At 40.9% G+C, this 26,158-nt stretch carries 27 protein-coding genes; 18 read left to right on the top strand and 9 right to left on the bottom strand.

Annotation, left to right across the window (positions count from 1 at the left end; translation table 11 throughout):
* The first annotated feature begins 57 nt into the window (after positions 1-57).
* The 3 genes from N7E81_RS06755 to rpiB are packed head-to-tail and all read left to right on the top strand — an operon-like array spanning position 58 to position 2,647.
* Positions 58-1,347: a serine hydroxymethyltransferase gene (locus N7E81_RS06755; protein ID WP_263052527.1), complete on the top strand. Its 1,290-nt coding sequence runs from the start codon at positions 58-60 to the stop codon at positions 1,345-1,347.
* A 13-nt stretch (positions 1,348-1,360) separates the two neighbouring features.
* Positions 1,361-2,188, top strand: coding sequence for a twin-arginine translocase subunit TatC (gene tatC / locus N7E81_RS06750; RefSeq protein ID WP_407692712.1), 828 nt, complete (start codon positions 1,361-1,363; stop codon positions 2,186-2,188).
* A gap of 30 nt (positions 2,189-2,218) precedes the next feature.
* Positions 2,219-2,647, top strand: coding sequence for a ribose 5-phosphate isomerase B (gene rpiB / locus N7E81_RS06745; RefSeq protein ID WP_263052525.1), 429 nt, complete (start codon positions 2,219-2,221; stop codon positions 2,645-2,647).
* Positions 2,648-2,689: 42 nt separating this feature from the next.
* Here the strand turns inward: rpiB and N7E81_RS06740 are convergent, their stop codons facing one another.
* Complete coding sequence (locus tag N7E81_RS06740) at positions 2,690-4,105, bottom strand: hypothetical protein (RefSeq protein ID WP_263052524.1); 1,416 nt, start codon at positions 4,103-4,105, stop codon at positions 2,690-2,692.
* A 174-nt stretch (positions 4,106-4,279) separates the two neighbouring features.
* Here N7E81_RS06740 and N7E81_RS06735 point away from each other — a divergent pair, with 174 nt between their 5' ends.
* The 4 genes from N7E81_RS06735 to N7E81_RS06720 all read left to right on the top strand — a co-directional run bounded on the left by N7E81_RS06735 (position 4,280) and on the right by N7E81_RS06720 (position 7,797).
* Positions 4,280-4,660, top strand: coding sequence for a ribosome-binding factor A (locus N7E81_RS06735; protein ID WP_263052523.1), 381 nt, complete (start codon positions 4,280-4,282; stop codon positions 4,658-4,660).
* A gap of 3 nt (positions 4,661-4,663) precedes the next feature.
* A complete protein-coding gene (locus N7E81_RS06730; RefSeq protein WP_263052522.1) occupies positions 4,664-5,884 on the top strand; it encodes an ABC transporter permease in 1,221 nt (406 codons plus the stop codon).
* A 99-nt stretch (positions 5,885-5,983) separates the two neighbouring features.
* Positions 5,984-6,490 carry a TRAP transporter small permease subunit gene (locus tag N7E81_RS06725; RefSeq protein ID WP_263052521.1) on the top strand — a complete coding sequence of 169 codons (507 nt, stop codon included), beginning with the start codon at positions 5,984-5,986 and terminating at the stop codon, positions 6,488-6,490.
* The gene (locus N7E81_RS06720; RefSeq protein WP_263052520.1) at positions 6,487-7,797 is read left to right on the top strand and encodes a TRAP transporter large permease; all 1,311 of its coding nucleotides are present in this window, start codon (positions 6,487-6,489) and stop codon (positions 7,795-7,797) included. The genes N7E81_RS06725 and N7E81_RS06720 overlap by 4 nt, the downstream gene beginning before the upstream one ends.
* 11 nt (positions 7,798-7,808) lie before the next feature.
* On the opposite strand, the gene N7E81_RS06715 is transcribed toward N7E81_RS06720, so the two are convergent.
* Positions 7,809-8,468 (bottom strand): DUF6962 family protein, encoded by a 660-nt coding sequence (locus N7E81_RS06715; RefSeq protein ID WP_263052519.1) that lies wholly within the window; start codon positions 8,466-8,468, stop codon positions 7,809-7,811.
* A 106-nt stretch (positions 8,469-8,574) separates the two neighbouring features.
* Here N7E81_RS06715 and N7E81_RS06710 point away from each other — a divergent pair, with 106 nt between their 5' ends.
* The 4 genes from N7E81_RS06710 (at position 8,575) to N7E81_RS06695 (ending at position 11,642) form a co-directional block, all read left to right on the top strand.
* Positions 8,575-8,808, top strand: a complete 234-nt coding sequence (locus tag N7E81_RS06710; protein ID WP_263052518.1) for a 4a-hydroxytetrahydrobiopterin dehydratase — start codon at positions 8,575-8,577, stop codon at positions 8,806-8,808.
* On the top strand, positions 8,808-9,485 hold the full coding sequence (gene rsmI / locus N7E81_RS06705; protein WP_263052517.1) for a 16S rRNA (cytidine(1402)-2'-O)-methyltransferase: 678 nt from the start codon (positions 8,808-8,810) through the stop codon (positions 9,483-9,485). The genes N7E81_RS06710 and rsmI overlap by 1 nt, the downstream gene beginning before the upstream one ends.
* On the top strand, positions 9,482-10,267 hold the full coding sequence (locus tag N7E81_RS06700) for an inositol monophosphatase family protein (protein WP_263052516.1): 786 nt from the start codon (positions 9,482-9,484) through the stop codon (positions 10,265-10,267). The genes rsmI and N7E81_RS06700 overlap by 4 nt, the downstream gene beginning before the upstream one ends.
* A 277-nt stretch (positions 10,268-10,544) precedes the next feature.
* Positions 10,545-11,642 (top strand): ferredoxin--NADP reductase, encoded by a 1,098-nt coding sequence (locus tag N7E81_RS06695; protein ID WP_263052515.1) that lies wholly within the window; start codon positions 10,545-10,547, stop codon positions 11,640-11,642.
* On the opposite strand, the gene N7E81_RS06690 is transcribed toward N7E81_RS06695, so the two are convergent.
* Positions 11,639-12,649, bottom strand: a complete 1,011-nt coding sequence (locus N7E81_RS06690) for a tetratricopeptide repeat protein (protein ID WP_263052514.1) — start codon at positions 12,647-12,649, stop codon at positions 11,639-11,641. The two genes, N7E81_RS06695 and N7E81_RS06690, sit on opposite strands and share 4 nt — an antisense overlap.
* 439 nt (positions 12,650-13,088) lie before the next feature.
* On the opposite strand from N7E81_RS06690, the gene N7E81_RS06685 reads away from it, so the two are divergent.
* Positions 13,089-14,015: a hypothetical protein gene (locus N7E81_RS06685; protein WP_263052513.1), complete on the top strand. Its 927-nt coding sequence runs from the start codon at positions 13,089-13,091 to the stop codon at positions 14,013-14,015.
* Positions 14,016-14,090: 75 nt separating this feature from the next.
* Here N7E81_RS06685 and rpmA read toward each other — a convergent pair whose 3' ends face one another.
* Positions 14,091-14,357 carry a 50S ribosomal protein L27 gene (gene rpmA / locus N7E81_RS06680; protein WP_263052512.1) on the bottom strand — a complete coding sequence of 89 codons (267 nt, stop codon included), beginning with the start codon at positions 14,355-14,357 and terminating at the stop codon, positions 14,091-14,093.
* A 9-nt stretch (positions 14,358-14,366) separates the two neighbouring features.
* Complete coding sequence (gene rplU, locus N7E81_RS06675) at positions 14,367-14,675, bottom strand: 50S ribosomal protein L21 (protein WP_263052511.1); 309 nt, start codon at positions 14,673-14,675, stop codon at positions 14,367-14,369.
* A 440-nt stretch (positions 14,676-15,115) separates the two neighbouring features.
* Here rplU and N7E81_RS06670 point away from each other — a divergent pair, with 440 nt between their 5' ends.
* The 3 genes from N7E81_RS06670 (at position 15,116) to N7E81_RS06660 (ending at position 19,791) form a co-directional block, all read left to right on the top strand.
* Positions 15,116-16,120, top strand: a complete 1,005-nt coding sequence (locus N7E81_RS06670) for a ribonucleoside-diphosphate reductase small subunit (protein WP_263052510.1) — start codon at positions 15,116-15,118, stop codon at positions 16,118-16,120.
* A gap of 48 nt (positions 16,121-16,168) precedes the next feature.
* Positions 16,169-18,514: a ribonucleoside-diphosphate reductase subunit alpha gene (locus tag N7E81_RS06665; RefSeq protein ID WP_263052509.1), complete on the top strand. Its 2,346-nt coding sequence runs from the start codon at positions 16,169-16,171 to the stop codon at positions 18,512-18,514.
* 170 nt (positions 18,515-18,684) lie between these two features.
* Positions 18,685-19,791: an endo-1,4-beta-xylanase gene (locus tag N7E81_RS06660; protein WP_263052508.1), complete on the top strand. Its 1,107-nt coding sequence runs from the start codon at positions 18,685-18,687 to the stop codon at positions 19,789-19,791.
* 34 nt (positions 19,792-19,825) lie between these two features.
* On the opposite strand, the gene ribD is transcribed toward N7E81_RS06660, so the two are convergent.
* Entirely contained in the window at positions 19,826-20,878 is a 1,053-nt protein-coding gene (gene ribD / locus N7E81_RS06655; protein WP_263052507.1) for a bifunctional diaminohydroxyphosphoribosylaminopyrimidine deaminase/5-amino-6-(5-phosphoribosylamino)uracil reductase RibD, read from the bottom strand.
* An 88-nt stretch (positions 20,879-20,966) separates the two neighbouring features.
* On the opposite strand from ribD, the gene prmC reads away from it, so the two are divergent.
* Entirely contained in the window at positions 20,967-21,821 is an 855-nt protein-coding gene (gene prmC, locus N7E81_RS06650; RefSeq protein WP_263052506.1) for a peptide chain release factor N(5)-glutamine methyltransferase, read from the top strand.
* Here prmC and N7E81_RS06645 read toward each other — a convergent pair.
* A complete protein-coding gene (locus N7E81_RS06645; protein ID WP_263052505.1) occupies positions 21,813-23,045 on the bottom strand; it encodes a 1-acyl-sn-glycerol-3-phosphate acyltransferase in 1,233 nt (410 codons plus the stop codon). The genes prmC and N7E81_RS06645 overlap by 9 nt on opposite strands.
* Positions 23,046-24,065 (bottom strand): RluA family pseudouridine synthase, encoded by a 1,020-nt coding sequence (locus N7E81_RS06640; protein ID WP_263052504.1) that lies wholly within the window; start codon positions 24,063-24,065, stop codon positions 23,046-23,048.
* A gap of 81 nt (positions 24,066-24,146) precedes the next feature.
* On the opposite strand from N7E81_RS06640, the gene N7E81_RS06635 reads away from it, so the two are divergent.
* Complete coding sequence (locus N7E81_RS06635) at positions 24,147-24,686, top strand: tellurite resistance TerB family protein (RefSeq protein ID WP_263052503.1); 540 nt, start codon at positions 24,147-24,149, stop codon at positions 24,684-24,686.
* 63 nt (positions 24,687-24,749) lie between these two features.
* Positions 24,750-25,190 (top strand): response regulator, encoded by a 441-nt coding sequence (locus tag N7E81_RS06630; RefSeq protein ID WP_263053066.1) that lies wholly within the window; start codon positions 24,750-24,752, stop codon positions 25,188-25,190.
* Between the two features lie 10 nt (positions 25,191-25,200).
* Here the strand turns inward: N7E81_RS06630 and N7E81_RS06625 are convergent, their stop codons facing one another.
* The gene (locus N7E81_RS06625) at positions 25,201-26,127 is read right to left on the bottom strand and encodes a hypothetical protein (RefSeq protein WP_263052502.1); all 927 of its coding nucleotides are present in this window, start codon (positions 26,125-26,127) and stop codon (positions 25,201-25,203) included.
* Positions 26,128-26,158: the final 31 nt, after the last annotated feature.

Here is a 26,158-nt window from a genome sequence, read left to right as displayed (position 1 = left end):
TTCTTTGTTTACATCCTGCCTTCTCGTATTTTTGCGCCTCATAGAAATAGAAAAATCATGCAGAGAGACCAACAAGTTTTTGACTTAATCGAAAAGGAAAGACAACGCCAGGAGAATGGCTTAGAATTGATCGCTTCGGAAAATTTTGTTTCCGCTCAAGTGATGGAAGCCGCAGGCAGCGTCCTGACCAACAAATATGCTGAAGGACTACCAGCCAAAAGATACTATGGCGGCTGTGAAGTAGTAGATCAGACTGAAAATATTGCTATCGAAAGAGCCAAAGAATTGTTTGGCGCTACATGGGCCAATGTACAGCCTCACTCTGGTGCACAAGCCAATGCTGCTGTATTGCTCGCATGTCTAAATGCTGGCGACAAAATTTTAGGATTTGACCTTTCGCATGGAGGTCACCTTACCCACGGTTCGCCAGTTAATTTTTCTGGAAAACTATATGAGCCCCATTTCTATGGCGTAAACAAAGAAACTGGTCTAATCGACTACGACCAACTCGAAGAAGTAGCAAAAAAAGAAAAACCAAAAATGATCATCTGTGGTGCCTCTGCCTACAGTAGAGACTGGGACTATGCCAAGTTTCGTGAAGTGGCTGATCAAGTAGGTGCTATCTTGATGGCCGACGTATCTCACCCCGCTGGCTTGATCGCTAGAGGACTTTTAAGCGATCCGCTAGAGTACTGTCACATCATCACTACCACCACACACAAAACCCTAAGAGGCCCTAGAGGTGGAATGATCTTGATGAGAGAAGATTTTGAAAACCCATTTGGACTTAAAAATCCAAAAGGTGAGCTAAGAAAAATGACTGCCTTGCTAGATTCAGGAGTATTCCCTGGCACACAAGGAGGACCATTGGAGCACATCATTGCAGCCAAAGCTATCGCATTCGGCGAAGCACTCTCTGATGATTATTTAAACTACATCATTCAGGTTCAGAAAAACGGCAACGCATTGGCGGAAGCCTTCATGAGCAAAGGATACCATGTGATCTCTGGAGGTACCGACAACCACTGTGCCTTGATCGACTTGAGGTCTAAAGACTTGACTGGTAAACTGGCCGAAAATGCATTGGTAAAAGCAGACATCACGGTCAACAAAAACATGGTACCATTCGACGACAAGTCTCCGTTTGTGACTTCAGGAATCAGAGTAGGCTCGGCGGCTGTCACTACCAGAGGCATGAAAGAAGCAGACATGACAAAAATCGTAGAGCTGATCGATACAGTACTCATGAATCCTGAAAGCGAAGAAAACCTTGCTGCAGTAAGAAGCCAAGTAAACAAGTGGATGGCTGACTTTCCGTTGTACAAGCATTTGGATTCACTAGTATAAGTACATGCAGCAACTGCCCCCAGATCAGATTCATACTTCCGACCAGCCTGAGATGTCCTTTTTGGATCATCTCGAAGAACTTAGATGGCATATTATACGTGCCTTTTCTGCTATTTTTATTTTTACAATAGCCGCATTTGTATCTAAGTCATTTGTATTCGGAACCTTGATTCTGGGGCCGTCCAGAATAGACTTTTGGACATATCGGGAATTGTGTCATCTGGCTAGCCTTGTAGATGTGAAAGCCTTGTGTATCGACACACTCCCTTTTATTATCCAAAGTCGGCAAATGACGGGGCAGTTTACTATGCATATCACATCTTCCTTTACCGTAGGTATCATTGCTGCATTTCCTTATGCCTTTTGGGAGATATGGAGATTCATCAGTCCAGGGCTGTATATCAACGAAAGGCGAATCGCCCGTGGCGCTGTCTTTTATGTAAGCTTATTATTTGGTATTGGGGTGCTTTTTGGGTATTTCATTCTTACCCCCCTTTCGGTCAACTTTCTATCCAATTACCAATTAGACCCTTCGATTCTTAATGAATTTGACATTGTATCTTATGTGTCTACTGTCACTACTTTGGTACTGGCTTGTGGACTCTTGTTCCAACTGCCCATGGTCGTATACTTCTTGACCAAAGCGGGACTACTGACCCCAGAGATCATGAAGACTTATCGCAAACATGGGGTTGTAGTCATTTTCGTATTGGGTGCCATGCTCACACCTCCTGACCCATTTAGCCAGGTGTTGATTGCCATACCGCTGATTGGACTGTATCAGGTCAGTATTGCTATTTCTAACCGAACCTATAAGAAAATTCAAAAAGACTTAGAATAACTTTGCCCCATTCATAAAAACAAAAATGCCATGAAAATTGCCATAGGAGGAGACCACGCAGGATACGAATACAAAAAAGAAATAATAGCTATGCTAGAAGCTGCAGGTCACGAAGTGCAGGATTTTGGTCCCAACTCACTAGAGTCTGTGGACTACCCTGACCATGTACACCCACTGGCTGTCTCCATCGAAAATAGCACAAACGACTTAGGTATTCTGATTTGTGGCAGTGGTAATGGTGTAGCCATGACTGCCAACAAACACCAAGCCATCCGAGCGGCATTATGCTGGCAAAAGGAATTGGCCGAGTTGGCTCGTCAGCACAACAATGCCAACGTAATCGCTATTCCGGCAAGATTCGTGTCGTTGGGTGTAGCCAGAGAAATGGTTGCAGCCTTTGTAGCTACAAATTTCGAAGGTGGTAGACACCAAAATAGAGTCGATAAGATTTCTTGCTAACAAACGATAAGCCTTTTTCTCTAAATACTCTTAGAGAGCGCTTTATTCTTTTCTCAAATAGATTTCACGATAGCCTTCGTGATGAATGTATTCTGCTGCAATGGTAGGCATTATGCTAAACAGTTCAGGAATCGTATTTTCTTGATCAATAATCACATCTGGCAGGTCTTTATTAAAATTCACAAAAGCTTCCGCACTGTTGTCGTAATAGCTGAGCTGCTGCAATTGAATTTTACTGAGTCTCCAATTGAGATAAGGCGTAGCCAATTTTGCTCCATTATAATGATGTAACTCATCCCCCAGTACCAATATTTTTTTGTCCTTGGTCAATTTAGCATAAGTGCTCTCTTTCACTAAATAAGCCTCATAGGCAACGAATTCATTGACGTGAAACCATGGAATGGAAAACAGCAAGTGATTGAACAATATCAACAAGACAACCAGCCCTGTAGTAACTTCGGCCACCAACCAATGCTTGACCAACAATAAATAGTGTGTAATGAAAAAGGCAAAAGGCGTAACGAAATAAATAAGTTGAAAGGTAGTCACTTGCCTGACCATCATCAGTCCCAAAACCCCAGACAGTAAAAACATCAACATTACCTGCTGTATTTTCTCTTGAAAGTTGATGTACTTGCCATGCTTCCTCATATGATAAAAAGAAACAAACAATATAGATAGAGGGATTGCAGACGCAATAAAAAGCTCGGTCCAATTAAGATATTTGATGGTATCGATAGCCCAAAGCGACTTCACAACATGGTGCTGGAAAATCAAAAAATTATCAAACCAATAAAAATACACACTGACCAATCCAACTACTATAGCAAACCCATAAACCAGAAGGAGCATCCTACGCAGAATAGATCCTGTATACAATACCAATGAAAGAATAGTAATCACAAAATACCAAATCGATGGTAGGTAAAACAGAACTGCTATACCTAGGTAGACTCCTGTGACAATAAAAAGCTCATCCTTGGTCTGGTTGTCCATTCGCCTAAATAGATTACTCATGGCCATCAACACAAACGTCATACTCATAAGTACTGGCGACAATGTAAGGAAATCAAAAAAGGCATTCATCAGTACCATATAGACCAAAGCGGGTACATATGTGCTGACATTATAAGCCTTATTTCTCAGCATCACAGCATTGAATGTGGCAGCCTGTACCACTACTAAAATCAGGGAAATGACAAAATAAGGTACTCGAGTTTTTCCGAAAAGGATAAAGAGCCATTTGTAAACAAATACAGCCATCGGCCCAGTATAGTCCCATACGTCCTTGTACATAATCCAATCTCCTGAAGCCAATTTTTCCCCCATAAGTATCCATTTCATCTCAGGAAGAGTAAGTGGCACCCCAGAAATAAGCATTGGCACGCGGATCACCAGCAGCAATAATAAAACGCCAACTAAGCGATAAGGATCATTGGTTTTAAAAAATGTCAGCAAGGGCTATTGCATTTGGTATGGTACAAACTATATCGTATAGGCAAATGTAAATGTAGCTCGTGGTTTGGCACGACTTCGCTACAAAATTATTGGCGACTGCCAAATGACACGATCGACGAAATTACGGTTTTATTAAAATATAATATAAATTAATCGGGATATTTGCAGAGAGATATGAGTAGCACAAGACAACTAAAATACGCAGGGCTAATCCAAAAAGACCTGAGCGAATTATTCCAAAGAGATACCAGACATTGGTTTGGCAATGCTTTCATCACCATTACTGGTGTGGATGTAAGCCCTGATCTTAGCTTTGCTAGAATCTACCTCAGCCTGATGATGGTGGCTGATGAGTCTGCTTTTCTTGAATTGGTCAAATCTAAAAAGAGCGAAATCAGAAAAGCACTGGGATTAAAAATAGGGAAACAAGTACGAATAGTACCCGATCTCAACTTCTACCTCGACGATACACAGGAGAATGCGCAAAAAATAGAAGACCTCTTATCAGGCCTGCATATTCCACCCGCCAAAGAAGATGACAAAAGCGACGACTAATCTTTGAACCTTCCCTTTTTTATATCGAAGCGTTATTTCTTTTCTAAAAAGAAGAAAAACTTTATCAACATCATTGCCATCATTTCTATGCTGGTGGTCTCGATAGGCACCGCCTCTTTGATTATCGTGCTATCGGTATTCAATGGCATGGAAGGGCTTCTGCGCTCCATCTATGGTACATTTGATGCGCCACTACAGGTCATGCCTGCAGCGGGCAAATCCTTTGTCCCTACGGAAGACCTCAAGCAAAAAATCATGGAGACAGATGGCATATTGGACATCACTGAAGTAATAGAGGACAATGCGCTCATCAGATACAGCGACGCACAAATGATCGTCAAGATCAAGGGCATGAGCGACAATTTTATCGAGCAGGGTCGCATGAAAAATGCCATCCGGCAAGGTGAACTTAAATTTGACGATGGCAAAACGGCCTATGCCATCATCGGCCGTGGCATTCAGTTCAATTTGGGTGTATCGCTTCGCAATGATTTTCTAGCACTTCAGTTTTTCTACCCCAAAAACGTGAAGCCTGGAGCAGTAGATCCACACCAATATTATAGCCGCGCCAATATCATGCCTGGCGGTGTCTTTGCTCTTGAGCAACAGTACGACGACAACTACGTTTTCGTCCCTATTTCCTTTACAGAAAAATTATTTGACTACAAAGGCAAACGCACTTCGCTAGAGCTAATGGTAGACCCTGAAAAGGACTTGCCAACCATCCAGCGGTCACTGGCTCAAACGCTCGGTAGTGACTTCGTCGTCCTCAATAGTGATCAGCAACACGCCGATCTCTATAAAGTATTAAAGATTGAAAAGCTCTTCGTATTTGTGATATTTTCTATGATCGTAGGCATCGCATCCATCAATATTTTCTTTTCGCTTTCCATGCTCGTAATAGAGAAAAAACCAGACATTCACAGTCTGTTTGCCATGGGCGCCCCCAAACAATTGGTTCGGAAAATATTTCTCTTCGAAGGAGCCATTATCGCTTTTATAGGAGCCGGCAGTGGACTGGTACTTGGTTTTATTTGCTCTTGGATTCAAAAAACCTACGGCATCATCTCCATGGGGATTTCCACCTCTGTAACACAAGCCTACCCGATAGAGATTATTCCTGTTGATTTTATTTTCACGGCACTTACGATCATCCTGATCACCTTCATTGCATCTATTCAACCTGCCATTCGCGCGTCTAAACAAGGCGTAAACAAAGGGTAGTTTTATTCCAAACCCTGAACTTGGATTAACGTCATCAGTCATAATGCTGACCCCTCTTGTAATCAAAAAAAATCTAGCTATTTTGCTAGCTAAATTGTAATGCATCGACTCGTTCAAAATATTAATCAATTTACTAACAAAGTGGGCCAAGGCGTCTCTTGGATCAGTCTGATCCTTGTGATTTTAATCGGCATGGACGTCGTTCTCCGCTATGCCTTCAACTGGAGTAGCTCTGCCAATCAAGAACTCGAATGGCACTTGTTTGCTGCCTTATTTTTACTCGGAGCCGCCTACGCTCTCAAGCACGACAAACACGTACGAGTAGATGTATTTTATTCCCAGTTTAGTGCGACCCAAAAAGCTTGGGTCAATCTCGTAGGTACACTTGTATTTCTTATACCCTTTTGCACGGTAATCATCCAGACGTCTATCCCTTTTGTAATAGATGCCTGGAAGATTTCAGAATCAAGCGCCGAACCTGGAGGGTTGCCATACCGATTTATTATCAAATCTACCATTCCAGCCAGCGCGATACTTTTACTCACACAAGCCATTTCCGAAGGTCTATCCGCACTAGCCACCATCTTAAACCGCGAAGCAAGATGATTTCAGATTATTTACCCCTGCTGCTTTTTGCGCTTGTATTTGCCTTGATCCTTTTTGGCTATCCAGTAGCATTTACGCTAGGAGGACTTTCTGTACTGACAGGAATCCTTATATACGACGTAGATTTTTTCTACTTACTCTCACTTCGTATCTATGGCACCATGCACAATTTTGTACTTATCGCCGTACCACTCTTTGTCTTTATGGGCATCATGCTAGAAAAGTCTGGATTGGCTGAAAGCCTACTCGAAACCATGGCCAGCCTCTTTGGCAGAATGAAAGGAGGCTTAGCCGTCTCTGTGGTCATCGTAGGCGGTATGCTCGCCGCCTCTACAGGCATCGTAGGTGCCACGGTAATCACCATGGGCATGATCAGCTTGCCCACTATGCTCAAGCGCGGCTATTCACCTACACTAGCCACTGGCACCATCGCCTCATCAGGCACGCTAGGCCAAATCATTCCACCATCTGTAGTTTTGGTATTGCTAGGTACCGTTCTCAATGTATCCGTTGGCGATTTGTTTACAGCAGCCATCGTACCAGGAGTCCTCCTCGTTGGACTATATATCTTATATATCATTGTCGTTTCTTACCTGGTACCGGGAGCTGCTCCGAGCATGAGCAAAGAAGAGCTTCCCCATTTTTCTACAAAGCAGGTGTTGGTAGCCTTTGTATTACCCTTCACATTGATTTTGCTTGTGCTGGGATCTATTTTCGCGGGAATTGCCTCCCCTACAGAAGCCGCAGCAGTAGGTGCCATTGGTTCGATAGTCTTAACGGCCATTCAAAAAAAACTAAACCTAACAATTCTCAAAGAAGTGATGAGGGACACTACTTTCCTCACCTGTATGGTCTTTATGATATTGGTAGGAGCTACTTCCTTTTCACTGATATTTCGTGCAATGGGAGGCGACCGATTGTTGGCAGACCTGATCACTCAAGGTGGGCTTTCGCCAAATATTTTTTTATTTGTCGTACTACTAGTCGTATTTATAGCTGGCTTTTTTATCGATTTTATCGAAATCATTTTCATCATTATCCCCGTAGCCGCTCCTATTTTTTCAGCCATGGGAATAGACTTGATTTGGATTGGAATTTTGATCGCACTCAACTTGCAAACCAGTTTTCTAACACCCCCCTTCGGCTTTTCTTTGTTTTACCTAAAAGGGGTGGCCCCTCCAGAAATAAAAACAAGTCATCTCTATCGAGGCATCGTACCTTTCGTATTGATCCAAATTCTATTGCTTATCTCAGTGATCATATTTCCTGAATTGATCAGCTGGCTACCAGAAGCACTAAAGGATTGAGCATTAATTAATCACGCTGCAACTGTAGCAACAGCTCTGGTTGCAGCTGCTCGATACATCACGTAAAAGCATCCAATCATTACGACATGACTGATGTCATTGAAGTTGAACCATTCATTAATAGAAAATTTGAGTAAATGAATCATAGCAGGTAATAGATTGGTCAGTACTCCAATCACCACCCATAGAGACCTTCGGTCTTTGTTCTTAGCAAAGTGCACCAATGACACTGGGATCACCACACCAATCAATCCCACAACAGAATCGACTAACACACAAGAAAAATGCTGAAAAATGAGCACCGAAGCCGACATAGCCATGAGCTGCACATAACAAAATATACGCACCGCTGATCTCACTTTATCCTTTTCGATCAAAGGCAATACAGCTAGCTGCGCACAAAAAACAGCGATACCGCTCAACAGCCAAGCACCGTGGTGAAACTTATGCCCTACGTAATGTATAAACCCATGAGCCACCCCGCCTGTCATAGATGCCATACCCATAAACAGGAAAAACAACGCCCAGAATTTCTGAGAAAGATCCGCCTGCTCATCATGAAACAATCGGTGTCCAAACACAAAACAGGAAACTGCCACCATCCAATTGGTGATCCAGGTCATGGGCTCGGTCACCTGCAGGCCGAGCAATTCTATCGTAGGTACTTGCATAGCGCAATGATAACAAAGCCAATACTTCTATTTAGCACTCGATCCGATGAACTTTCCCAAACTTTAAACTTTGGCAAAGTAAGTCACACCCTTTACTTTTACCTCTATGTGGCAAGAAGCAAATAATACCCTCTCCAAAACATTCAAATTCAAAGACTTTACAGCTGCCTTTGGGTTTATGACCAAAGTGGCCATCGAAGCCGAAAAAATGAATCATCACCCCAACTGGTCCAATGTCTATAACCAAGTAACGATTACGCTTACTACACACGACGCAGGAAACATTGTTACTGAAAAAGATCGTAAACTGGCCGAGGTCATAGACTCACTGATCAACTAATGGAATTTAATTCATCCCTCTATCTGGTTCCCACGCCTATCGGCAATCTGGCCGACATTACCCTTCGCGCCTTAGAAGTATTAAAAACTGTAGATGTGATTCTAGCCGAAGACACTCGTACAACTGGCTCTTTGCTCAAGCACTACGACATCAAAAGCCAACTCAAGAGTTATCATATTTTCAACGAGCACAAGCAAATTGAAAAGCTAATTGAAGAGTTGAACGCAGGTAAAAAAATGGCGCTAGTTTCCGATGCGGGCACACCTGCCATCAGCGACCCTGGTTTTTTACTAGTGAGAGCATGCCTAAAAGCTGGCGTAAAACTTGAATGCCTACCTGGCGCTACAGCATTCGTACCCGCCCTAGTGGCTTCTGGCTTACCCAGCGACCGGTTTGTCTTCGAAGGGTTTCTGCCTCAGAAAAAAGGACGACAAACACGCCTGCAAGCATTGGTGGAAGAAAGTCGAACGATGGTTTTCTACGAATCTCCCCATCGATTGATCAAAGCACTCAATCAGTTTGGCGAAACACTCGGCTATGACCGTCAAGCTTCTGTGTCCAGAGAATTGACTAAATTATATGAGGAAACGGTAAATGGCAGCATCCAAGAAATCATCGACCACTTTGGCGAACAGAAAATAAAAGGAGAAATAGTAGTGATAATAGCTGGAAAATGAATCTAAAAAACATCACCCAACAAGTAGTAGACTTGTCGCTTGAATGCGGTGCGTTTATTAAAAAAGAAGCAGAAACTTTCTCATACAACGACGTAGAGCTCAAAGGGAAAAATGATCTAGTTTCATACGTTGACAAAGAAGCCGAAAAACGTATGGTAACTCGGCTCAAAGAAATCTTACCAGAAGCAGGCTACATCACCGAAGAGGGTACCGAAAAAGAATCCGACACTACTTACAAATGGATCATAGACCCACTAGATGGCACCACCAATTTCATCCACGGCTTGCCTATCTACTCCACCAGCATTGCCCTCATCAAAGGCAAAGAAGTAATTTCTGGCGTAGTGTATGACATCGGGCGCAACGACTGCTTTCATGCCTACAAAAATGGAGGGGCTTACTGCAATGACAAACCTATACAGGTATCTCAGCTACCTACCTTAGGAGACAGCCTACTCGCCACAGGGTTTCCTTATTCCAATTTCGACAAAATGCCTCAATATCAAACCATCCTCAACCAGCTCATGCAAAAAGCACATGGGCTGCGAAGACTCGGTAGTGCAGCAATAGACCTCGTATATGTGGGACTGGGCCGCTACGAAGGTTATTTCGAATACAACCTCAACGCTTGGGATATCGCCGCAGGTGCACTCATCGTAGAAGAAGCTGGCGGCAAAGTCACAGACTTTTCTGGTGGCGACAATTACCTCTTTGGCAGAGAAATACTTGCTGCCAACACGATACATGCCGAAATGCTAGCGATTATCAAAAAGCACTGGTAATTTTGCAGTGAAATGGTACAAGAATTATTGATTTGGGCACTTTTTGGATTGGCTACATTTTTTGTAGCTAAAAAAATATATTTAGATTTTTCTACAAAAGAAGGATGTGCCAAGGGATGTGGGAATTGTGAAATCTCCATTCCCAAAACAAATCCTATCCACTCATCAATTAAGTCTATCAAATGATTTTGGCAGCAGCCCTAATGCATTTAATTTTGCCTTCCTAAAAATCCACGATTAGAAACACAGAGCAATTGCTCTCAAAAAAATATACAGCATGGCTTTTAGTTTTTTCAAGAAAAAAAAGAAAAAAGAAAATAACGACTCAAGGTATATCAACCTGACCGTAAAAGAGGTGGTCAAAGAAACCAACGATGCCGTTACGTTAGTGTTTGAGCAACCTGAAAGCGGAGACCTCAACTATCAACCTGGGCAATTCATCACCCTGATCTTGACCATCAATGGCAAAAAAGTACGCAGGGCCTACTCTCTATGTAGCGCTCCAGCATTAGGCGAGCTACCTGCCGTAACGGTGAAAGCCGTAGTGGGAGGCATCATGTCCAACTACATCAATAACGAAGTGAAAGCTGGCGATGTGATCCAAATCATGGAACCTATGGGATCGTTCGTACTAGATATCAATGCAGGAAACAAAAAACAAGTTTTCCTCTTTGGTGGAGGTAGTGGTGTGACGCCATTACTATCTATTGCTAAGTCTCTCTTGAAACAAGAGCCAGATAGCAAGGTATCTCTAGTATACGCCAACCGAGATATGGATTCGATTATATTCAAAAATACAATCAAAAATTTACAAACGGAGTATCAAAATCGACTAGATGTGATTCATTTTCTTGAGACTCCCCCTTCGGATTGGACGGGTCACACAGGCTATATGACCAGAGAAAAAATAACTCAAATCATCACAGAGCTGAAAGAAGATAGTTACTCAGACTTCTCATTTATGACGTGTGGCCCTGAGCCATTGATGAATATCGTTTGGGAGGCATTAGAGGAATTGAAAATTCCTGAAGACAAGAAGTTCAAAGAAAGTTTCGTAGCAGGCAATACTTCTCCAAGTGCCATCATTGCAGATGCAAATGGTGCTCACGAAGTGACCGTAGTTCTCGAAGGAGAAGAGTATATCTATGAGGTGCCTGCCAACAAGACCATTTTGGAAGCGGGTTTGGATAGAAACATAGACTTGCCCTACTCTTGTCAAAGCGGTCTATGTACTGCCTGCAGAGGCAAATGCCTAGAGGGCTCTATCAAAATGGACGAAGACGATGGATTATCTGATGAGGAAAAAGCGGAAGGATATGTACTCCTATGTGTGGGGCATCCAGAAAGCGACGATGTAAAAATAGAGATTGGTTAAGAACCATTACCCAAATTGGACAACTCTACCTCCGCTGCGATATATCCAAAAGCCTGCCAGTAGGGGCTTTCCATCATTTGATTGAAAATAGCCAAGGCCTTATCCGTATTGCCATTATAGTAGTACCAATTGCCAACGCCATAGCCTATGGTCACATCATCTATGGCCATGTCTGATCCTTTACTAGGATCAAATAATTGTTCTGGCTTTTTAATACCCTTATACATCAGGAGTCTATTGTGATAAGCATAGTTTTCGATCACATTCATTCTGGTTTTGATCGGCGCTAACAATGCCTCTGCTGCTGCTATATTTCCCGTTTTTCGATAGGTCATATAGAGCCAATCAGTGGCTGCTACAAGCATGTCGTCGTTGTCGGCTATAGAGATACATGCCTTATAAGCAGACACACTTTTATCATAATTTCCCTTCATGTAATAAGCCATCCCTAAGTGATACCAAATATTGAAATGTACAGAATTTCTAGGGATATTTCTTCTGTTGGGCAGTCCATCACTTTCCATTTCGTTTGGAGAGTTACGCGAATAAAAAACCGCCTTTTCCAAATCCTGAATAGCCTTGTCAAAATAACGAAGTGTCAAATACCTATGTCCTCTATGCCTATATAGCTTATACGATTCAGGAAATTTATTGAGCCCCAAAGTATATATCTGGATGGCATGCTTGTATTGATAGAGATATGCCAACCGGCGTCCATACCATATGATGTTGGCTAAGCTATCGGGATGGCTACTAAAATTCTCTTCGGCTTGCGCCAATTCCTTCTTTCTTTTCTCTAATACAGATGAGGGAATGATGGGTGCGTAAAGCTTCTTTCCTAGTAACGAAATGGCCTCATGCTCAGATTCAGAAACGACATCTACCCCCAAGTCTGACACATCGGTAACGATAGATTTTTTGACCTGAGTATCATTCGTGTTTTCTATTTGGATACAACTACCCAAACAAACTAACAAGAACCCAATACCGATAACTCTTTGCTTCACTTTTGACAGGTTAAATACTATTTAAAAATTGAACAACACCTTTTTCAAGAAAATTCCGTGCCACTAACAATATTTCACAATCTAACCCAACAATCTTACAACTAATGTAATTTAATCGTAGCATCTGTTTTTTCAAATATAAGGTTAGGGGTGGTAATTTGAAAATTGATAGTACGCTAAGCAGGACATCATATCATAAACAATCTAAAAATTTGATTCCATCACTTCTAAAAAACAATTAAGCACTAAAAAATTAAAGCGGTTAATTGAGAAACACCTCTTATAAATCCATACGAACAACAATACCCTAAGTATCGAAATACGACAATCCTAATCTTCTCGGCACATATTTTTTTCTATCTTTATGTTGATCCTATTCCATTTGGGGTCAATCATAACTTGACACTTAACTACAAAACCACTTAATTCTAACGACACAATGAGCCAATCAATCGTAAATTTTTTAATCAACTGGAACTCCACCATGTTTATCCTATCTCCGATAGCGATAACCGTAGGGATTTTAATATTTATAACCTTTAAAATCAAACTGGTTCGCACCAAAACACATAAAGAAAAATATGACCTCATCAGCAAACGCGAATACAGCTACCTGCTAAGCATGCATATTTCAATCGCTGCTGCCATATTTTTTATTTGCAACACCTACGCAGCAGAAGGCCTTACGCATTCTTTTATGTGGTTCTGGATCCGGTTGTTTATAGCACTTTGTATTGGCGTATTGTATGGATATGTAGCCGTCTTAATGCTTAAATTTTACTACCCCTCTCAACAAGCCAGACGACTAAAATATCACCGATACGCACCGAGGATAAACCCCAAATCTGGCAACAAGATGAAACTGCTCAGCGAAGAGGAAGAAGACGCCTATCTCGACGAGGGTATGCAAGCAGAAGAAAATGTGTTTTCGGTAGATTATGATGTGTGGATCGATGTAGAAACTGGAGACACCCTTATTGAAAAATACGAAGGCCGGCTTCATGCACTCGAATGCGACCGTTGTGGATTTCAGACTTTGAAGCTAGAAAAAGAAGAGATCACACAAGAAGCCTCCGACAATGAAGAGGGCGAATTAATTAAACATTATAAATGCTCTTATTGCAAACGTATCAAAAGAAGGACGGTAAAACTATCTACACAAAAATCCGCCAGCGATTTCAAAATCACCGACGCTACTCAATTTGTAGACGACCCATTACACAACGACCCTCGCATTCTTGCCATCAAGATAGAAATTTTAACCACAGGAGGTGGCAGTCAAAATTTTGAATTCCAAAACCTCAACGAAGCTCGAAAATTCCTCAATGAATTTGACTTGAACCAACTAAAGGAAGGAAATAACTAAGAAGCAATAGACGCAAACAAGAAAACCCATCATGATTAATCATGATGGGTTTTTATATATTCTCTAAGACTAAACTTAAGCCTTGGCTTCTGGAGTAACTACAGAAACAAAAGATCTATTTTGTCTTCCTTTTCTGAACTCAACCACACCGTCAGTCAATGCAAACAAAGTGTGATCTTTACCGATACCCACGTTTGTTCCGGGATGATGCTTAGTTCCTCGTTGTCTTACGATGATATTTCCAGCGATAATATCTTGACCGCCAAATATCTTTACTCCCAATCGTTTACTATGGGACTCTCTTCCGTTTTTCGAACTACCTGCTCCTTTCTTATGTGCCATGGTATTATATTATTTAATATTTTCGATTAAAACTTTAGTTAATGACTGTCTGTGGCCATTTTTTACCTTGTATCCTTTCCTTCTCTTCTTCTTGAAGACGAGTATTTTATCGTCTTTCTCCTGAGCAAGGATTTTACCTGAAACTTTGGCACCCTTTACTGTAGGGGCACCTACTTTGACCTTCCCGTCATTGTCTATCAACAATACTCGGTCAAATTCTACGGAAGCGCCAGCTTCACCCTCCAAACGAGGAGTGTAAACGAACTGATCTTGCGTTACTTTGAACTGCTTACCGGCTATATCAACTATTGCGTACATAATTTGTAATAAATCCAGTTTTAAAAATTGGTTTGCAAAAGTAAGACTTATACGATAGAAATCAAACCCTTTTACTAGCATTTTAACTGACATAAAAAAATTAAAAATAAATCAACTTTTTTTACCCTTCGATTCAACGCTATTTTAGTGCAAGTTATCATTTAAAATAGGGGATTACAACAAGCTATATTTCAACGTTTTAAAAGATTTTTTATCTGTCCTTAAAAACAGAAATTCAGAGCCTTTTCCGCCTTGTCTTTTAAGTGTCTTTTTTTCATATTTGTAGAGCCTGTTCAAAGGACTCGACACACTAACGGACAGGTACTCCAATAGAAAAAATGAATACCACTGTTTTGCTGCAAGCAGAACAAGAAAAAGGCGAATAATGACTGGCTCCAGTTTCATTAGTCACGACTGTTATTTGTCTTTTTCGAAAAAAAATGAAGCGAATTAAAATGGCAAAAGAAAACCCACAAGACGAACCCATACTAAAAGAGAATAAGGACAGGTTCGTTCTCTTTCCCATAGAAAAAAATGACATCTGGCAGTTCTATAAAAAAGCTGAAGCAAGCTTCTGGACAGCAGAAGAAATAGACTTGAGTCAAGACCTGAAAGACTGGGAGAATTTGAATGACGGCGAGCGTCATTTTATTACCCATGTACTTGCCTTCTTTGCTGCCAGCGATGGCATCGTCAATGAAAATCTTGCAGAAAATTTTGTATCCGAAGTACAGTATACCGAAGCCAAATTTTTCTATGGCTTTCAAATTGCCATCGAAAATATTCACTCAGAAACTTATTCTTTATTAATCGACACCTATGTAAGAGACAATAAAGAAAAAGATAAATTATTCCACGCAGTGGAGACCATTCCTTGCGTAAAGAAAAAAGCCGATTGGGCATTAAGATGGATCGACAATGGCTCATTTGCAGAAAGACTCATTGCATTTGCAGCAGTAGAAGGCATCTTCTTTTCTGGCAGCTTCTGTTCAATCTTCTGGTTGAAGAAAAGAGGTCTCATGCCAGGTCTTACTTTTTCTAATGAACTGATCTCTAGAGACGAAGGATTACACTGCGATTTTGCATGTTTATTATATAATGACCATCTGGTCAACAAACTCCCAACAGAGACCGTTGAGAAAATTATCATTGACGCAGTAGAGATCGAAAAAGAATTTGTCACAGATGCTATTCCTGTAAAGTTGATTGGAATGAACGCAGAGTTGATGTGTCAATATATAGAATTCGTAGCTGACAGATTACTGTTAGAGCTAGGCTGTTCGAAACAATACAACGCAACAAACCCATTTGATTTCATGGAGATGATTTCCCTACAGGGAAAAACAAACTTCTTCGAAAAAAGAGTGGCAGAATATCAAAAAGCGGGCGTTATGAAAGATGCCAGTGACGATTCACTGAAATTTAGTTTAGACGAAGATTTTTAAAAAAATAATATACGTATATATCCCATATTCTTATAACCTGTTTGCCCTATGTTAGTACTTAAAAGAGACGGAAGGAGAGAATCCGTCAAATTCGACAAAGTCACCGCCAGAATTGAGAAACTCTGCTACGGACTAAACACCAAATTTATCGAACCTGTAGATATCGCTAAGAAGGTAATCTCTGGAATCTATGATGGTGTAACCACAGTAGAGCTAGACAACCTAGCTGCTGAAACTGCAGCTTCGCTTACTACGGTTCACCCAGATTTTGCTCAGCTAGCTGCCAGAATCGCTATCTCAAACCTACACAAAACAACCAGCAAGTCCTTTTCAAACACCATGAAAAGAATGTATACCTACATCGATCCAAAGACTGGCCAAAACGCCTCTCTATTGGCCACTGATGTATATGGTATCATTAAGAAAAATGCTGCACTACTAGATTCATCTATCATTTACGATAGAGATTTCAGCTACGACTACTTCGGGTTCAAAACCTTGGAACGATCGTACTTGATGAAACTAGATGGCCAGATCGTGGAAAGACCACAGCACATGCTCATGCGTGTAGCCATTGGCATTCACAAAGAAGACATAGAAGCAGCAATAGAAACCTACAACCTCCTTTCGGAAAAATGGTTTACACATGCTACGCCTACGTTGTTCAATGCAGGTACACCTAAACCACAATTATCTTCATGCTTCCTTCTCACCATGAAGGATGATAGTATCGACGGGATATATGATACTTTGAAGCAAACAGCCAAAATCTCTCAGTCGGCTGGAGGTATAGGATTAAGCATCCACAATGTAAGAGCAACAGGGTCTTATATCAAAGGAACTAATGGCGTATCAAATGGTATCGTACCGATGTTGAGAAACTTCGATATGACTGCTAGATACGTTGATCAAGGTGGAGGAAAAAGAAAGGGCAGTTTCGCAATCTACCTAGAGCCTTGGCACGCAGACATTTTCGACTTCCTTGATTTGAAAAAGAATCACGGCAAAGAGGAAATGAGAGCTAGAGACTTGTTTTACGCCCTATGGGTGCCAGACTTGTTTATGAAGCGAGTAAAAGAAAACGGCGACTGGACACTCATGTGTCCTAATGAATGCCCAGGACTGGCTGATGCCTACGGGGAAGAATTCGAAAAGCTATACGAAAAATACGAAGCAGAAGGTAAAGGCAGAAAAACCATCAAAGCACAAGACCTATGGTTCGAAGTACTGGAGTCTCAAATTGAGACAGGTACGCCATATATGCTCTTCAAGGATGCGGCTAACAAGAAGTCTAATCAGAAAAACCTCGGAACAATCAAGTCTAGTAACCTGTGTACCGAGATCATGGAGTACACTTCGCCAGACGAAGTAGCGGTTTGCAACTTGGCTTCGATCGCATTGCCGATGTATGTAACAGAAGATGGCATGTTCGATCATCAAAAGCTATACGACATTACTTATGTAATCACCAAAAACTTGAACAAAGTGATTGATGTGAATTACTATCCAGTGCCTGAAGCGGAGTATTCTAACTTAAGACATCGCCCGATTGGTATCGGTGTGCAAGGATTAGCGGATACTTTCATTAAAATGAAAATGCCTTTTGACTCTGCTCCAGCTCGTCAATTAAATAGTGAAATCTTCGAGACCATCTATTTTGCATCGATGACTGCTTCTAAAGACTTGGCAAAAGTAGATGGTGCTTACGAAACATTCAAAGGATCTCCAGTATCTAAAGGTATCTTCCAATACGACATGTGGAACGTAACTCCTTCTGAAAGATGGGATTGGACTAGCTTGAAGCAAGAAGTGAAGAAACATGGCGTGAGAAACTCATTACTCTTGGCTCCAATGCCAACAGCATCTACCTCTCAGATACTTGGAAACAACGAATGTTTTGAACCTTACACGTCTAACATCTATACTAGAAGGGTATTGTCAGGTGAGTTCATTGTAGTCAACAAGCATTTGATGAAAGACTTGATTGCTTTGAACCTATGGGATGACAGCATGAAGAACAGAATCATGCAAGCCAATGGATCGATCCAAAACATTCCTGAGATCCCTCAAAACATTAAGGAGTTATACAAAACTGTTTGGGAAATCTCTCAGAAATCAATCATCGATATGTCTGCAGACAGAGGTGCATTCATTTGCCAAAGTCAGAGTTTAAATATTCACTTGCAAGAGCCTAACTTTGGAAAAATGACTTCTATGCACTTCTACGCATGGGAAAAAGGATTGAAAACTGGCATGTACTACTTGAGAACCAAAGCTGCTGCTGATGCGATCAAGTTTACTGTATCCAAAGAGGAAAATAAAAATTTCATCCCTGCCAACGACAAAGAAGGAGAAGCCAATTCTCAATTCGAATGTGTAGGCTGCGGAAGCTAATTCACAAGAAATAAAATTAATAGCAAGCCCTTTTGGAGAAATTCGAAAGGGCTTTTTTCATGCCCTTTATAAGACCTGTATCACTCCTTACAAAGGGCTATCCCCTACTCAGCCTTCGGCCAATCTTAAATTTATATTTATATTAAAACTGTCTCAAAAACAGAATCAAAATGAACACAAACAACAACACACTAAACATTCTATTAATAACGATACTGAGCTTGCACATGGGGTGCTCAACTGCCAATAAAAAGGAAGAAGAAAAGACCCCATCGCTCAAAGAAGTCTATAAGGACTACTTCCCCATTGGGGCCGCTATCAACAAACAGATAATTCAAAATAAGGATAGCGCACTAGTGCAATATCATGCCAGCAGTGTCACTGCTGATAACGACATGAAATACGACAGAACGGTCAACGGAAAGGGCGAATACACTTTCGAAAACGGGGATCAGATTGTCGCCTTTGCCCAAGCGAATAACATGCTCGTGAGAGGGCACACGCTGGCATGGTACCACCAGACCCGTGATTCGTTTTACCAAGACTCACTAGGCAACGACCTGAGCAAACCAGCCCTACTAAAAAAAATGCAGAAACATATACATTCCGTGCTAAATCACTACAAAGGCCAAGTATACTGCTGGGATGTGGTCAATGAAGCAATATCTGACTATGATGACAAGTTTTATCGTGATGACATCAAATATTTTGAAATCGCTGGAGCGGACTACATCGAAGTCGCCTTTAGGTATGCCTATGAAGCAGATTCTACTATCAAACTTTTTTACAACGATTATGATTTAATTAACCCTCAAAAAAGAGAAAAAACATATCAAATGTTAAAGGAGCTCCTAGACCGCGGAACACCCATCCATGGTGTAGGTATGCAAGGCCATTATGTGATCGAAGATTCCGTTGCAAAATTACTCCCACTGGCCATCGATCGATTTGCATCATTAGGTCTAGAGGTACAGATCACAGAACTGGATGTTTCAGTATACCCCTATTATCATAACATGGACAGGAGTACACTCCCAAAAGAAATAAAACCCTACACACCTGAAGTAGCTGAAGCCCTAGCCAAGCAATATCACGACATCTTTACTATACTACGAGAAAAGAAAGACAAAATTACAAATGTGACCTTCTGGGGAATAGCAGACAATAGAACATGGCTCAGCCATTATGTAGTCAAAGGACGCACCGATTATCCTTTGTTGTTTGACCAAGATTTATTACCCAAAAAAGCCTTTTACAAAGTCACAGATTTCAAATAATAGAGGCCAATATAGTGTGTAAAGTAGCATAAAGTCATTTACACACTATATTGAAAGTGTCCTTATAAAACAACTCCAACTTATCTCCCTCCACATTCAACGTTTCATTGGCGATTACTTTCAAGTCGGGTGCTTTTATGCCTTTTGTAAAACTGGGCGACCCCGTGAATACTCTCGCCTCATCCCAGTAATCCTGATCGATCAAAGATTGTAGTAAATATGCCCCACCTTCTACAAGTACCGACTGGATCCCTCGCTGTCTCAAGTCTAGAAAAATTTCATCTAGCCATTGAACATTATCTATTTTCACCCACTCCAGATTTACTTCTTTGTCATTCTTTTTGGCATTGTAGCAGATGGTGGGAGTTTCTTGATCAAACAAAGGTGTATTGACGTCCAAAGACAGCTGCTTATCTATCACTAATCGAATAGGATCGCTGCCTTGCCAATCACGGACATTCAACTTGGGATTGTCGTATTTGGCAGTATTCGTACCTACCCATATGGCATCTTCTTCTGCTCTCCACTTATGTACTAGCTTTCTCGAATACGCATTGCTGATCCACTTAGAATCATAGTTTTCTCTAGCCACAAACCCATCGACAGTTTGCGCCCACTTCAAGATCACATAAGGCCTCTTTTTTTCTACCCTGGTGAAAAATCTTTTGTTGAGCACTCTTCCTTCTTCAGACAGCACACCTACTTCTACTTCTATTCCAGCATCTGTAAGTTTTTTTATCCCTCCTCCATTTACCAACGGAAAACTATCTTGATTGGCAATGACAACTCGCTTCAACTTATGTTTGATCAATAGATCTGCACAAGGGGGTGTTTTTCCAAAATGCGCACAAGGCTCTAGTGTAACATAAGCAGTAGACTCCTTGAGCAAAGTTTTGTTTTTCACATTCTTGATGGCGTTTACTTCTGCATGAGCACCTCCGTACTTCTCATGCCATCCTTCTCCTATGATTTGATTATGATGTACGATCACACAACCTGCCATAGGATTGGGGCTCACGGAGCCTATCCCTCGTTCTGCCAGTTCCAAGGCCCGTTGCATATATTTTTCATCTATTGAATTATTCATTCCTCACACTATTCTATTATGACCATTTAGCCTTCTATTCTTTCTTCCGAGTACAATCAAATTTACACTGTTTAATTATTTTTGTTCCATGCAGGAAAACTTTCCTAAGAACACATTTCAAAAGACCATCGAAGTACTCTCCCCAGAATTGGGGCTTCAAGAAAGTGAAGCACTGGCTTATTTAACACTCGAAAAAATATACAATTTATCCAAAACGGACTTGATTGTAAACCGACCATATGTCTCCAATGGCCATCAAACTAACAAATACAACCAGTTAATCAAGCGTCTCCTCTCTCATGAACCTATACAATATATTCTTAATGAAGCTGAGTTTTATGGCTTTCAGTTTTATGTAAATGGCCATGTGCTCATTCCTAGGCAGGAGACCGAGCTACTGATTCAGATCATTGAAAATTTCCGCCCTTGGCGACGGCCAAAAATGGCAGATATCGGTACTGGTTCAGGGTGTATTGCATGCACGCTGGCACTTACGATCGAAGGTGCAGAACTGAATGGGTATGACGTGAGCCCTGAAGCACTAAAGGTTGCTCAACAAAATGCCAAGCGACTGGGCGCCCGTGCTGCTTTTGAAGTATTGGACATTCTCAATCAAGATATCCCGCTCCAAAACCTTGACCTCGTGGTAAGCAACCCTCCCTATGTCATGGAGGAGGAAAAACAACAAATGAATAAGAATGTACTCGATTTTGAGCCTTCACTAGCACTTTTTGTATCTAATCACGACCCACTGATCTTCTACAACACCATTGCTCAAAAAGCAAAATCTGCACTAAAGAAAGGAGGCGCACTATTTTTCGAAATCAACGAGCAATTTGGCAAAGAGACCCTGTTTCTATTAGAACGAATGGGGTACGGCGACCCTAAGCTCTACCAAGACCTGAATGGCAAAGACAGATTCGCTTCTGGGATACTAATCTAGGGACGCACGGAGCTTATCTACATCAGCGACAAAGGCTTGATACTTAGTCCCTAAAATAGGGTTAGCGCGAAGAAATCGAGTCATTCTAAAATTTCTCCATTTTCGAACAAAGCTATTCATCCCAATAAGACCTAAAACTAGCACTAGCAAACTCAGCAGTACGATAGGCCACTGTTCCGTTTGCGTCAAAATCCTATTGGCTAAAAACCACCACCAAATAGCTATACCAAACAAAGAAAATCCAAACTTCAATGAAGCTACAAATTCAATATCTTTAACCTTGTTGCTTACAAACCAGTTGACAGGCAAAAGCACAGGCACATGAGCCAGCAAACCAAAAAGGCCCAAGGGTGCCAACAACCACATTTTGCACTGATCCCAGCCTGTACTCTCTCTATAAGGAAATATGACCCCTGCTTGCTCTAGTTCTTTTTTCTCTAGCCCTATCTGCCTCACTTCATCTATTCGTTGTCCGAGCTTTTTAGCCGTTTGATTAACCCGAACGGGTTCGATAATCTGATACGGATTTTGATCGTGAAACAATACAGCATCCAATCCTTCAAACTCGTTTCTATCCAGCGAAACATGCACTTTGCTCAATGCTTCGGTTATTTCTAACGTCAGCTTATTGACATTTGCAGCACTTTCCTCTTGTTGTTTTACCACAATTGGTTCTCCAAAAACGATATGCACAGCAGAACGAAAGCCAGTATGGTCTGCATAATTGACCCCAACAGGTACAATCGACAATTCCTTTGTACCTCCCTCAAAATTGACAGCTCCAAGTGCAATCCGAGAAATGCCTTTTTTCAACACTCTTCTGTGTCTTCTAATATTGTGCTCCCCTTCTGGGAAAAGCATCACGGAATACTTTTTGGCCAACGTCTCAAAACAAGCCCTAAAGATCTGCTTATTCGCCTCCAAAGGATTCACCCCATCCTCAGGCCGGTAGACAGGCATAAGATTCAGCGAATTGAGAAAAGCCTTAGCAAAAGCATTTTTAAAGACACCTGCCCTTACCAAATAATGATCAAAAAGAGTATTACTCGTTGTGATCAGCAAGGCATCGATAAACGCATTTTCATGGTTGGACCCAAAAATAACTGGTGTATTTCTTGGAATCTTTTCCAAACCTGTCACTTTTACTTTGCTAAAGTAAATACGCAGACCAAACCTTACGATAGTCCAAAAAGTATAATACCAGAGATATTTTATTACAATCATTTAATCTATGTGATTGACATAATGCTCCCATTTTTCGATCACCTCTTCGAGGTCTTTTGGTAGCTCGGAGTCGAATTGAACAATTTTTTTAGTTGTAGGATGGATAAAGCCTAAAGATTTGGCATGCAAAGCTTGGCGAGGTATGATTTTAAAACAATTCTCTACAAACTGTTTATACTTGGTAAAAGTCGTTCCCTTGATGATTTTATCACCACCGTAGGTCATGTCGTTAAATAACGGATGGCCAATGTGCTTCATATGTGCACGTATCTGATGTGTACGCCCCGTTTCCAAATTACATTTCAGCAAAGACACATACCGTAACCTTTTTATCACTTCATAGTGAGTTACCGCTCTTCTGCCATAATCTCCTTCTGGAAAGGTCGCAGTTATCCTTCGATCCTTAAGACTCCGCCCGAGATTCACATCTATGGTTCCTTTATCTTCCTCTGGCTCTCCCCACACCAGCGCATAGTACGTCCGCTCGATACTGTGGTCAAAAAACTGCTTGGCTAGGCTCGTCATAGCTTTTTCGCTTTTAGCAATAACCAAAAGACCAGATGTGTCTTTGTCTATGCGATGTACCAAGCCAGGGCGCCCATCGTTATTGGGCATAGTAGGCAAATTATTGAAATGAAAGGCGAGTGCATTAACTAAAGTACCTGACCAATTCTGATAAGCAGGGTGAACCACCATTCCTGGTTCTTTATTCACCACCAGCAGATCATCGTCTTCGTAGACAATGTTGATCTCTATATCTTCTGGCACCAGATCAGTATCCTTTGGCGGTTCGGGAAGTTCTACGACCACTACATCACCAGGGTGTACCTTATAGTTGGGTTTCACTAATTCATCATTCACCTTGATAAAACCATCCTTGATCCCCGCCTGAAGTTTATTCCTTGTCACATTGGGCAAGCGATCCATTAGAAACTTATCTAATCGTAAAATTTCTTGCCCTGGATCAGCCACAATTCTGTGATGTTCGTATAATTCTTCTTCTAACGGTTCTTCGTGCATAGTCGGCAAAGGTAAGTATTAGTTTTAGATATTTTGATTAACTTAAACGACCAAAAAAGAGCCAGATAAAACGCAATTGAAATGACAAATAATTCAGACTTTTCCAAACTGCTTCTCAAGACAGTTTTCTCGTTTATGACCTGTGACGGCCATATTTCACCCAAAGAAATAAGTTTTATCAAAGAGTTAGCTAAAGAAAAGATCGACCTTTCGAATATAGATGTCGACGCAGAATTAAAACTCATGGTCGAACTGATCAACTTGAAAGGCTTAGACTTTTTTGATGACTATTTCAAAAAGGTAAACAACGCAACCCTCACCGAGGAGCAAGAGATTTTACTTTTAGAGTCTGCTATTCAAACTATCACAGCGGATGATCAAGTAAAAAAAGAAGAAATCAATTTCTTAAAAATCCTTCGTACTACACTCAAATCTCCAGATCAAAAAATATTAGATAAATTTCCTAAAATAGGAAAAAATTTCATTCATAAAGATGCCCTAACTGAGATCTATATCAAGGAGCTTTACAGCAATTATTTCAAAGAAAACACCTTGCCTACCTTCGACCTGTCTCAGGTTCAGGATATTTCAGATTCTATAAATTTTGGCACCAACGAATAATTCTTTTACACAATTACATCTACTACATACAGGTCATATACCTAAAACACCTCCTTGCAAAAAATGATTGACATCAATGTAATTTCCAATATCCTATTAGTAGATGACGACCCCACATCTATATTTTTACAGCAACACTTACTGACTGATGTGTGCAAATACGAAGGTCAAATTCATGCCTGTCACAATGGAAGGGTGGCTTTGGACTATTTAGAAAATAAAGGAGAGTATGTTTCTAATGGACAAAAGTACCCAAAGCCCGATTTGATCTTACTCGACATCAACATGCCCGTCATGAATGGTTTTGAGTTTTTGGACGTGTACAAAGATCTACCAGAACAATTAAAAGGTGGCATTGTGATCTCTATGCTTACTAGCTCGCTCAATAAACAGGATAAAGATAAGGCCGACAAATATCAGGATGTTTCAGACTTTATCACCAAACCTATTACCAAAAAACATCTGGATGGGATTTTGGCAAATCATTTTTCAAACCGTAAATAGTCCAGTCACACTACTTCTTGTATTGCTCTGGATCTACGTAATCGGTTCGTTTATGCTCGGATAACTTTTCGAAAGTAGGAATCTCTACTTGCTCAAAATAGTCGTCGAACAACTGCCCTAGATAGGCATGACTAAATATGTCACTTTCCAAAAACTCGTCGGCAAGCTGAGGGTTTTGCTGATAAATCTGAGCATCCGTCACACTCAAGAGCGAACGGAATATTCTGAAAAACTTGATTTCATTATAATCCACACGGTTATCTGCATATAACGTACGAACTGCAATATCTATCAGTTTTAATTCTTGCTCTTGTTTCAAGTGGGCATTTTTCAACACCTTGAAATAATCTTTGAGAAAACCCATCCCCATGGTATTAATCACCTCGATGAGAAAGTCCAACTCGTTGTCTATATCTATCTCGCCGAATGCCTTGTCTTCCTCCGCCATTTTGCGAATTAATGCGACTTCATTGGCAGCAATATGTCCATCGCAGGTCATAAATGAAAAAGCTGTTTTCAATAAAATTTTATTGAAATCATAAATATTATTTTGATTGTCTCGCAAGGTCTGGTTGCTGACCCAATCACGAATCCCTTCTATATTGTCATCTATTCTTTTCAGAATCTGCTCACTTGTGGCCATTTGTTTGGCGCTATTTAGAATTTCATGTGAACTGGCTTCTGAAAAATCAGAATTGTCTTTGATCGCCTTGAAATAATCTATACCACATTGCAAAATCTCAGTCGCGAGTAGATTGACGGTAGACTGATACTTCTCTGCAGACTTCCCCATCATGTCGGCCAACTGATCTAAGTCTTTCTTGGTTTTAAACAGCAATTCTGTACCAAGTTCATATGCGTTTAACCTATTTTTTCTACGTTCACCCTTTGTGTGATCTATGTGAGATACTATCGATCGAATCAGATTTTCAGCCATTTTTGAATTTCAATGCGGATAAAAAATTTAA

It is taken from the genome of Reichenbachiella carrageenanivorans, from assembly GCF_025639805.1.
GTDB lineage: Bacteria > Bacteroidota > Bacteroidia > Cytophagales > Cyclobacteriaceae > Reichenbachiella > Reichenbachiella carrageenanivorans.
This window is presented reverse-complemented; position numbering and strand designations above follow the sequence as displayed.